Below are 10,747 nucleotides of genomic sequence, written 5' to 3' on the forward strand. Positions count from 1 at the left end.
TAAACTCCAATATCCATTCCCATGATTGATTACAACTACGTTTCCGTTTGGATAGGAAGCGGTCGCCTTGACTAATTGCTTAGCTAGGTTTACCATCACCCCTCCTCCAGAACCGTACTTACAAGTCTCCCTGTATACGGCTCACTATCATTCTTTTAATGAAGAGTTCCCTTGTGTAATCTTTTGTGACAGTCATTTCCTTGACCTGGTCCACAAAGTGCTATTGTCCGTCTGTTTCTTGATATCATTCTTTCTTCCCATTTCTCGAGCTGTTTCTTGCGTTTGATATCTTTTAGTTTTCGGACGTGGTGAATCTCGAGTTTCACACCAGTAGCACCACAATATTCACATTTCTCTGCTTGTAACCTTTCAATCAAACTGGTTCTTCCTGAATATTTCAGCGTATTAGGGATTGTATCTATTTCTTTTGAATCGGATAATTTCGTGACTTTTTTGAACGATTTAATCAAACGTTTTTCTTTCATACCTGATTTCGTTTGGTATTCAACAGTGAATTCGCCGTTTTTGCTGTACTTTGCGATGATTTTCTTCATGGATTTTCTATATTTACTTGCAAATGTTTTGTACATGCTATATTCCACAAAGTAAGCCATTTTGTTTAGTACACTCACATTATTTGCTATTTTGTAATATTCATAAAAACCCCTTAATTCACTGTCGTACACATTAATAATCTCCAAATCATCTATCGAAATAAGCTCTGTTCTACATTGTGATATCCATTCTTTCCCATCCATCTTTATCATCTTTTTCTCAACAAGCTTTTGTACCCATTTTTCGTACGGAACGTACAGTAGGATGTTTCCTTGAAAACGTTGGTAATGTCCTCTACTGGTTTTGCGCTTGTAAGAATTCTGTGTTGTAATGTCATACCCGAGGAAGCGTGCTTTTTCCTTATTAGCATTTGTGATGTAAGTTTTTGATTCTGATAGCTCTATCTTGAGATTTATATCAAGAAATTCTTTGATTTCTTTTTTTATCTCTTCAGCATCATTCTTACTACCTATAACACCAACAATGAAATCGTCTGCGTAACGGACGTATTTCATCCGCTTAAAGGTATTATCCATTGGATTTAAGGCTGGGACGTTTTCACGTTCTTTATATATTCCAGCCCTCTCACGTATGTTGGATTCCCTCTCTTCATCGGTCATTTTTTCCCATTCACTCTCTGTTTTCTTTAAACGACTTAACCTGTTTTCGAATTCCCTGTATTCTTTTGTTCGTCGTCTACTTTTCCCTTGGTTGAATGTATCTATAAATTTCTCCATAAATACATCAAGTTCGTGTAGGTAAATATTAGAGAGAATAGGGCTAATAATCCCGCCTTGTGGTGTTCCACTATATGTGCGATGATACTGCCAGTTTTCTAGGTAACCCGCTTTAAGAAATTTCCATATAAGCTGAATAAATTTTTCGTCTTTGATTCGTTTGCGAAGTAATTTTATTAGAATGTGATGGTCAATGTTATCAAAGAATCCTTTGATGTCACCTTCTATGAACCATTTAGCACCAGTGAAATTCTTTTTTAGTTGAATTAGCGCAGTGTGACAACTTTTGTTTGGTCTAAAACCATGAGATGTCTCTTTAAAAACAGGCTCATAAATCGCTTCTAATATCCTTCTTACGACCTCTTGTACTAACTTGTCATCGACAGATGGTAAAGCTAATGGTCTTTTTTTATCACTATTTTTCTTCTCAATGTAGATTCTTTTAGATGGATTTGGTTTATAGCTTTGATTTTTCAACTGTTCAATTAATCGTTCTATCCGTTGTAAACTCATTCCGTCTATTGTTTTCTGATCTGATCCTTTTGTCATGTTTCCCGGATTTTTACTTAGCTTCCCATACGCTTCTAGGAAAAATTGTTGATTATATAGATTCCTATATAGCCTTTGAAATGTATATTGTTGATTACTTTGAGATTTCTTCATTAAATTGTCTATTACGACCTCTGGAATTTGCATGAAGCATTCCGCTCCTTTCCGATTTATAATAAGACTGAATGACTTGGTCCCTTCGCCATGTACAAGGCTTTCCCTTGCTCAGACTACTACGGACTCTCCGTTACCTTATCAGATATTCAAACATCTACATGTCATAGCTCTTTTAAGCATTCTGACTTAGGCAATCCCCATTTAGACATATAAGAACATAGGCTTGAATTGATGTCGGATGCGACTTTCACCATTTCATGTTAATTACAAGTGGATAGTCACTAAGGTTAAAGTTGTCTATTGGATACGGTGATAGACAACATGTGACTACTAGACGTTTTGTAGTTACCTTCCGTCTAGCGCTTCGCTAGGCGTCCTCTGGTTATCGTTCACGCAATCCAGCATTCATCCTCATTCAATTCTTTTCATCTAGCGTTTCAGTTGTGCTTGGGTAACTTAGCAACTTAACGCGTTGCAAACATGCTGTACTCCCCCTTGAGTTTCCTCTTAGGATAAGTTTGCTGATGATAAGGAGTTACATTAACCTCTAGTTCCTTACGGGTTGCCCAGTTCCCGTATTCTTATATGCCCTTATGGGCGCACATATCCGCCAAACCCCGAACCGGAAGCGCCAAATTTCGCCCACTCTACAACGCCACCTTTCGACGCGGCAATTGGTGTGACACCGTCTTGGCAAGAATAATCAATACCTTTATGAATAGTGCCCCAGCGTGGCCCAAATGGGCTTGTAATCGTTGTTTGAGCGATAGGACGAATAAACCCTTGTGAGCTTGCTGATCCAGTATCTACAACGCCGCCTGGCTTTCCCGCTTCACAATTAAAAGTAAGGCCGCCCATTTGCGCCACAAACTTTGTTACTAATACAGGCCATAAACCATTTGTACCATGCGGATCATTTGCGGCTCCTGGCGGTGCATATTTCGCTCCAATTGCTTCTATGGTTGTTATCCCCATACCGATATAGTTTTTATATAAGTTTCGGGCCATAGCGTTGATTCCTTCATCTAAAGTGGCAAACTTCATGAATCCTTTCATTTGTGAACTACCAGGGTCCATGAGGCCACCAGGGTTGTTATAGTTCTTTACTGCATTAGAAGTACCATTACCCGTTTCTAATCTTGCAATGGCCGCTAGTAAAACGGGATCAATTTGATTTTGTGTTCCTGCATTTAAAAAGGCTTGTGCTTTCCCTGTAAAAACGCCGCCTAAATGGGGCTGTAGTTCTTCTGGTGCCACTGTTTTTCCACCTGGCCGACAAACTGTCATTCCATTACTTGGGATGGTTGCTGGCGCTTCCTCTTCTTTTTTGCCAATCCCTTGCCCCAAAACGATAAATAAAAGAAATCCAATACAGACGAACAATCCTATTGTGAAAGTAGAACTCCCAAAAAGAAATGTCAGTAACCAGGATTTCTTTTTCTTCTTCTTTTTTTGTTCTTGTGCAATCTCTTCTTGTACCGTTTTATCTACAACTTCTTTTATTTCTGGTCTCATATCATCCCTCCCCCTTTACAACATGTATCAAGATTGATTGAAATACTTTCGAACAATCAGCCCATATATAAGGGCTAAAAGAATGGGTATAATCGCAAAAACATGAAATAGTAGCGTTAAAACAGTAGATTGCTGGTCTTGTATAAATTGTAGTAATCCAAAATGACCGATTCCTACAAACCAAATGAAAAAGGCTAGTTTCGCTCTATCATCTATACGACAACGTAACTCACTATGGATAATTTGAAGTGTTAGAAGAATGAGTGTATACCAGATAAGTAATCCTAAACCAATCCATCCTAATAAATCTGTCGCCCATTCTCTTTGTATGAAAAGAATAATTATGTTCATCCATCCTAAACACCCAATGCAAAGAAAAATACTGATATTCACCATTTTCATACACGTTAATCCCCAGTGTTTCATAGATAAATCGCTCCTTTTTGCGTAAAAAAATAGTAAAGTCCTAAAAGACTAGGACTCTACTCATCTTTTTTTGGTGGCTCCAAATCATCTAAATTATCTAAGTTTTGCGGATCAGTAGAAGGCATCCAGTTTTCACTTCCTGCGGCTACAGCTCCATATTGTATATCTGGCGTATCAATTGTTTCTGCTTTTTCTTGAATTGGCTCATTTTTGCTTACTTCTTTCTCATTTACTGGTGCCAAATCAGAAGAAATAGGTTCCGTTGGGATAAATGAGTCAGAAGAATTTATAACTTGTGTAGTTGACTCGACATCTATATTAGGGGTTTTTGCAACAATTTCCCCCGCTTCGGTCACTTCTGCAGGTATAGCATCTGGAATATCTGCGCTTGTTGTTTCTGGTGTGTGAGGTACAATAACACCTTCTTCATTTACATCTGCACGAATTGTGTCTGGTATTAAAGGTTCACTTGCCTCAGTTTCAATTGGTGTTGAGATTTCTTGTTGTGGAATATGTGTTGAAGTTTCCTGTTCTGGCTGTATTTCTTCTCTTGAAATATCCATCGGAATTTCTTCTGTTGGGATGTCTTGTTGTGGGATATCAGATGGGATTTCTTCATATACTTCATGATCTGGTGACACTTCCTCTAATGGAAGTTCTTGTGTTGGTACTTCTGTTTGAATCTCTTCATATGCCTCCATATCGCTTGAAACCTCTTCTAGTGGTATTTCTTGTTCTGGCACCTCTGTTTGGATTTCCTCATATGCTTCCATATCAGTTGAAGCTTCTTCTAGTGGTACCTCTTGTTCTGGTACTTCTTTTTGAATTTCTTGATATGCTTCTATATCAGTTGGAACCTCTTCTAATGGTACCTCTTGTTCTGGTACTTCTGATTGAATTTCTTCATATCCCTCTATATCAGTTGGCATTTCTTCTCCTGTTGGAATTTCCTCGTCTTGTAAAGATACTAGCTCTGGTTGAACCTCCATTTCTGATTCTTCTACTTCTGTTCCTTCTTGTTGTCCTTCTACTTCTTGTTCTAATGCTTCTTTATCTAAGCTGATAAGGTCTTGTTGCATTGGTGCTTCTTCTTCACCTGGTGTCGGTAGTTCTTTTCCTTCCTCTTCTTGCTGTGGTAAATTCCCTTCTTTATCACGATCTTGTAAAGAAATAAGTTTTCCTTTCTTTTGATTCTCTTCTTTTTCTTGTTCCGTTTGATTATTTGGTAGATCGTTCGGTATATTCGCTTGCACTAACGGGTTGGTTTTTGTCTTTTCATCGTCTGTTCCTACATTTTCTAACTGGCCGCCTGCCGCCGCTAATTCAGCCGCATTGTTAAAATGCATCCCCATTTTGTCTCCAATATAAGACATTGTATTTCCAGCGTATTCTTTCCCCTTATCTACAAAGTTTTCTGTCATAAGGGATATATTTGTGACCGTTTCATACACGCCACGTGCTCGACTAAATGCCGCAACAATATTTCCTCTAAACAGGTAGCAAAGAACGAAAACAAGAATTTGGAAAATCATTGTAGACACATATCCTGCAACGCCCGCTTCTGGTAACACATATAGTAATTCTGCTATCGTAAAGATGATGACCAGCATAACAGACATAAAGATTTTTAATGCCAATGGTCGAATCCATTGTGAAGCCCAGCTTTCAATTACTCTGCGGTGTCCTGGCAATAGAGCCACCGCCATGACGATTGGTGAAATAATACTCATGACAAGGAACCATAATTGGAATGCTACAATCAGTAAACAAAACGCGATTACTGGAACACCTGCGAATGTATTCACCACATAATACATGATTGTAAATACAAGGCGCTCTCCTACAGAGGAAATCACCATCATTTGGTTTCCTTGATCCTTTACCTCTTTTTGTACTATTTTTACACGATCTTCTCCTGGCGCTTTCGCCAATAATTCATCTACTCGTTTAGCTCCTAATTTTTCTTTTGAATCTTCCCCATATTGTAGAAACAAATATGGTCGTTCAACTAACAAATCCCAAATCTGCTTTTTCACTGAAAAGATTGCATCCGCTTTAGAACGTCCTGGATCACCGGCAACCGTTCCTGTTGCTTTCGCTAAAACCGTTACACTAATTTCAGAACTAATCGTATTTGCACTCTTTAAAATCGTACTTGCGTTTCCAATGTACGTAACAATAAAAGCAATAACAAGTACCGTTTTTACTAACTCACTTAAACCTTTTGATGGTTGGCGCTTAATAAAGAAGATATAGCCTGCGTAACAAGCGGATAACACACATGCAATGCCAATAATTGCTGGGAATAGTCCAGAAGATAAAAAGCCACCTTTTTCAATACCAGCGATATTTTGCATAGCCGCTCCTAATTTATCCGCTACCGCATCTACAATATCCAGGTTCAACGCTTGATCGACTAAAAAGATTGTTAATTGTCCAAGAATCACATTTAACTGAAAGGCCATATTCGCAAACCATTGACAAGTTGTATACAACATCCTTTGTAAATCTTTACCTACACTATCATCACCAAATAAGTACCCACCAACTTTTTGAAACACGTTCTTATCCTCTTCTTTTGGCTGATAAGTGTCGATTTCGTAATACTTATCTTTGTAAATACCATCTGTGTACCCACTAAATAGATTTTCAGAGATTCGCGCCCCTTTTTGTTCCTGCTTCTCTTCTTTTTTTGTATCTTCCGCTAGGGCCACATGGGACCCTAACGGTAGTAAGAAGAATACAAGAATCATACAAATAGAGAAAAGTTTTTTCATTCCTTTTGCCCCCATTTATGGACATGTACAGGTTTCATATCTCCCACAATTGAACTAAGACTATTTGTTGAATCCCATGCCCATTCATAATTTTTCCACTTATTATCCTTTTTATCTTTAACCATTCGGAGGTATAACCCCATTTGAGCCTTTTCTACAGGATCATAAAATTTTATTCTGTAATAAAATTCATCCTCACCTTCTTGTAAATCATATCTATACAAATCGTAACGTTCTTTCATTTCTTTACTAATGCCTGGATTTTTTACTCGATCTTCTCCAAAATCATATTTTTTGTACTGTAGTTCATTTAATTTTTTTCGGTCCATTTCTATATACGCCTTTAAATACTCAACTGCGGCTTTATCTGCTTCCTTCATGTCACGTTCTTTCTGACTCTCTTGTTGGTTTGCATTACTTTTCGTTTCATTTGAGCAACCCGCAATCCCCGTTACCATCAACATTCCTGCTACACATAATCCAGATAACATACGTAATTTTTTCATCGTTCCATCCTCCATATACAGATAATTTAGAATACTCTTATCTGTATTGTAATACGAATTACGCCAATTGTTGTGCGCGTTCTTCGTCTGTTTTCGTAGAGGAATCAAATGCAGTCTTTAATTCTTGGAAAACAGGATCAATTTCTACAACCGCGGTTCGCCCAAAAATATCCTGGAACAAGGCTTCGCCGCGTCGTAACTGACGTAACATTAAGATATTTTCTTCTGTGACCGGTAAGTTATAGTAACGCAACATTTCTTCCGCTTCCTTATCGTATTTCAATGCAAAACAGAATTTCATCCCCACATTTGCAACCTCTTTATTTTCTGATTGATAATCGGATGCGTTTTGTGTTCCTAAATACAAGCCGATATTGTGATAACGTCCTTCTCGAATGATTTTGTCAGAAGATGCCGCACCCTCTTTATTTTTCAAAATACTTGATGCCTCATCTTGTAGGTATACTTTGAAAATACTACGATCGGAATGCATTAAGGATTTACCAAATGCCGCTAATGCAATTAAGATACTACGAGATAATTTATCTGTAACACTTTCATTCTTTTCCTCTGATTTCGGAATGCGTAAATGTTGAATTTGTAATACCTGTAATGGACGTTCTAGGCTTAATACGCGGTAATCTTGACCTGGTCTACCAAACAATAAATCTCCTAACTGGATGCCTTCTAAGGTTGCTAAACGATTTGTAAGGGCATTTAACCGTTCTAATTCAGTTGGTAATAAGTTAGGTTCTTTCTTCATTTCCTCTAGTTCTTTACGAACCAAAGTTAAACACGCATCTTTCTTTTTCGCTACTCGTTCAATCGCCTTATATAAATAGTCATATCGTATATCTTCCAATCCTACATCCGATAGGAACGTTAAAATTTCAAGTGCTAAACTCTTTGCATCTTCTATTGTTGCACTTATTCGGAATGGGTCTAAACAGCCCGCATCCTTTTTATCCTTCCCAAGCGTCCATACTTGCAAGGTATCTTCGCTGAACCCTGGCAATAATTCTGGCCATCTTGTGCGGTCCCCTTTTGGATCGATGATAAATGCCCTTCCCCCACTCATCACAATCCAGAAAGCGAGTAAGTTCATTAGGAACGATTTCCCTTTCCCTGTTTGCCCTGCGAACATCACCGATAAACTTTCAAACGCTGTTACAATGTTGTCTAATGCTTTCGCTGCGAGTTCTGGACGAATAAAAACAGGACGATTTAATTTCTTTGTCTTTCCAATGTAAAACCCTTGATTGTCACCAATTTGCGTTGTGGCCCCGAACATGCCCATTGCAAGTACACCTGGTTCCACAAACAATTTGAAATCCGTATTATAACGTTTAGAACCTGGTAAGAACTCGTAGAAGTATGCTAACTGTTCTCCATATGGATTGACTAATTCAATTTTCATTTTGCGATATTCTGTAATCAGCGTATTAACGCGTGATTTTAATGTTTTCGCATCTTCGGCATACACACAAAACAGTACACTTAGTTCATATCCAGGTGCGCCCGTTGTTTCAAATCGATCTTTTACAATTTTGACGCCTCTTGCTTTGCGATCAATTGTTAAATCTGTTGTGCGGCCACCTACCATTGCTTGTTGGCGTTGATCGTTTAATTCCAGTTCACTGTTTGAAAGTTTTTGGGTAACCATCTGGTTTTCTAAATGATACGCTCGAATACTCATTTCAACAGGAAACTTTAATGAATGAGATTGAATGCGATAAATCCACTCTCCACCAGGAAAAGCCGATATTTCGGGCATATCTTTCACCGCAAGAAAAGCAACATGAGAGGTTTCCATTTCCCCTTCTTCATTTTGTCTTTCGAGTATCAGAGAGCGCCCTGGGCTTTCATCAATCACCGTATCCGTTAAGTGCACCATTTCTTGTAAATCTGGCCGACGTACTTTTACCGCCTTTCCTTCTTCATTTTTCAAGGTAACCGTAGAACCTACTTTCCAGTTTTGATCTCGATTCAGTTCTTTCATGCCACGTTTGAAGTTATGATGGAATAAAAACCGCGTTGTTGACGGTTTCGCACGTCTTGTATTATGAAAGGCCCCTCTAACCTGGCTAAATAACACGTCCTCTACTTCTAAATAATTTTCAATTTCCTCTTCTAAAATATCCGTCACATTCATACCCGATATGTTTTGGGCTGTCTCTGCAAATCCTTCTCTTATCTTCTTCATAAACTTCCATGTTTCTACGACAGGGTTACGAATTTGTCTTTCTTTCTGTTCCATATTCAGTTGTACTAAAACGAAAAAGCGATATTCCATGTTCTCTTTCGCAATGGCCGCATTTCGTAAGTATTCTTTTACCTTTTTAAAAAGAAAGCGTCCTGTTGGGGCCATTGGCCCTTTTAAAGTGGAAATATGTTCATCCAGAATTTCATCTGAATTTGTTGTACGAGGAATCACAAGCAAGTGGATATCATATTCTTGATGGGTAAATAGAGCGAGTTGGTTGCGATAATATACTTTTTTTGTACTTTCGTCTTGATGATCGTATTCAAATCCGTCTACTTCATACACTGCGGATACTTTTCCGTCTGTGCTAAACGCTAAATTCTTTTCAACGTGCTTTAATGGTGGTCTGTTCATCGTTTTCAACATATTCAACTTCCTCCTTTTGGGGTAAAAATGTTACATCATAAGCGTGTATGTCGTTCTCTTCTTCACTGAATGAATGTACGATTGGTAAATCTTTGACGTCATGTTGTACACATACATGACCATAAAACACATGTTTTTTAAGTTTGGGTACATTCACCAAGCGACTACTTTGATGCTTCCGTAAACGAAATGTGACCCAAGACCGAACAAAAGAGAAAAGTGATTTTCCATCTGTTTTATATTTATCCGCGCCCCATACTAAGAAAAGAGGAATCACACCATAATACATGAGCCAAACTTGATCGATCATATCCCCAAATATCCATTTAAAGGGAGGAAGGAAGCGGAAAGCTACAAGCCCCGCTTCTACCGCCGCAAAATAACCAAGTGCCCTCCATGTAACCGCACGCGGAAGACGATACCCCATAATTTCGTACTGTCTTCGCATATAGTTCATATAGCTTCCGAAACAATAGACGATGATAGATTTTGATTCTTTTTCCTTCATGTAGCCCTCTTCCTTTCCATCCCTTACTTAGACGCCAAACAATCCGCCTAACCACGTTCCGATTGTTTTTAATGCATCTGGTTTGTTAATGAAGAATACAACAATCCCGCCGCCAACAATTAACGTAATCGCTTTTCCCCATGCACGCTTTGCCGCTACGATCAAAATAACAATGATAAACGCACAATATAACGCGTATGTTCCTTGTGTCTTCATCATTTCGAAAAATCCTTCTAACCCGATTCCTAACACAAAATGATTTATATTGAACATATACATGCCCCTCTCCTATTTTGTTTTTAAGTCTATTACGATCCATTGCTTTCCATCTTGTTTTACAAACAACGTATAACCTGTTTTCATTTTCGATTCAGAATGTGGATCAATCATAGATACCTCTATTTGTACCTCATATGTGCCTTTTGTTT

The 10,747-nt window shown here is 38.3% G+C and carries 7 protein-coding genes and 2 pseudogenes; all 9 read right to left on the minus strand.

The features are described 5' to 3' along the window. Positions 1-155 precede the first annotated feature (155 nt). On the minus strand, positions 156-1,988 hold the full coding sequence (locus RT27_RS27525; RefSeq protein WP_043938379.1) for a reverse transcriptase/maturase family protein: 1,833 nt from the start codon (positions 1,986-1,988) through the stop codon (positions 156-158). A gap of 573 nt (positions 1,989-2,561) precedes the next feature. Beyond that, a pseudogene (locus tag RT27_RS27530) lies at positions 2,562-3,473 on the minus strand (glucosaminidase domain-containing protein); the annotation flags it as partial. Positions 3,474-3,500: 27 nt separating this feature from the next. Next, positions 3,501-3,899 carry a hypothetical protein gene (locus RT27_RS27535; RefSeq protein ID WP_000683504.1) on the minus strand — a complete coding sequence of 133 codons (399 nt, stop codon included), beginning with the start codon at positions 3,897-3,899 and terminating at the stop codon, positions 3,501-3,503. Positions 3,900-3,955: 56 nt separating this feature from the next. Further along, entirely contained in the window at positions 3,956-6,676 is a 2,721-nt protein-coding gene (locus tag RT27_RS27540; protein ID WP_043938380.1) for an isocitrate dehydrogenase, read from the minus strand. Next, a complete protein-coding gene (locus RT27_RS27545; RefSeq protein ID WP_043938381.1) occupies positions 6,673-7,182 on the minus strand; it encodes a hypothetical protein in 510 nt (169 codons plus the stop codon). The genes RT27_RS27540 and RT27_RS27545 overlap by 4 nt, the downstream gene beginning before the upstream one ends. Before the next feature lie 58 nt (positions 7,183-7,240). Continuing rightward, positions 7,241-9,811 carry an ATP-binding protein gene (locus RT27_RS27550; RefSeq protein WP_043938382.1) on the minus strand — a complete coding sequence of 857 codons (2,571 nt, stop codon included), beginning with the start codon at positions 9,809-9,811 and terminating at the stop codon, positions 7,241-7,243. Then, positions 9,771-10,319, minus strand: a complete 549-nt coding sequence (locus tag RT27_RS27555) for a TcpE family conjugal transfer membrane protein (protein ID WP_000659658.1) — start codon at positions 10,317-10,319, stop codon at positions 9,771-9,773. Before RT27_RS27555 ends, RT27_RS27550 begins: the two co-directional genes overlap by 41 nt. 27 nt (positions 10,320-10,346) lie before the next feature. Further along, positions 10,347-10,598 carry a TcpD family membrane protein gene (locus RT27_RS27560; protein ID WP_000281809.1) on the minus strand — a complete coding sequence of 84 codons (252 nt, stop codon included), beginning with the start codon at positions 10,596-10,598 and terminating at the stop codon, positions 10,347-10,349. 9 nt (positions 10,599-10,607) lie between these two features. Next, a pseudogene (locus RT27_RS34950) lies at positions 10,608-10,747 on the minus strand (conjugal transfer protein); the annotation flags it as partial.

Source organism: Bacillus sp. L_1B0_5 (assembly GCF_000836715.1).
Taxonomy (GTDB): Bacteria; Bacillota; Bacilli; order Bacillales; family Bacillaceae_G; genus Bacillus_A; species Bacillus_A thuringiensis_S.

Excerpts from the sequence above, each read along its gene's own strand:
- RT27_RS27525 (WP_043938379.1), bottom strand. The coding sequence starts at position 1,988 with ATGCAAATTCCAGAGGTCGTAATAGACAATTTAATGAAGAAATCTCAA.
- RT27_RS27535 (WP_000683504.1), bottom strand. The coding sequence starts at position 3,899 with ATGAAACACTGGGGATTAACGTGTATGAAAATGGTGAATATCAGTATT.
- RT27_RS27540 (WP_043938380.1), bottom strand. The coding sequence starts at position 6,676 with ATGAAAAAACTTTTCTCTATTTGTATGATTCTTGTATTCTTCTTACTA.
- RT27_RS27545 (WP_043938381.1), bottom strand. The coding sequence starts at position 7,182 with ATGAAAAAATTACGTATGTTATCTGGATTATGTGTAGCAGGAATGTTG.
- RT27_RS27550 (WP_043938382.1), bottom strand. The coding sequence starts at position 9,811 with ATGTTGAAAACGATGAACAGACCACCATTAAAGCACGTTGAAAAGAAT.
- RT27_RS27555 (WP_000659658.1), bottom strand. The coding sequence starts at position 10,319 with ATGAAGGAAAAAGAATCAAAATCTATCATCGTCTATTGTTTCGGAAGC.
- RT27_RS27560 (WP_000281809.1), bottom strand. The coding sequence starts at position 10,598 with ATGTATATGTTCAATATAAATCATTTTGTGTTAGGAATCGGGTTAGAA.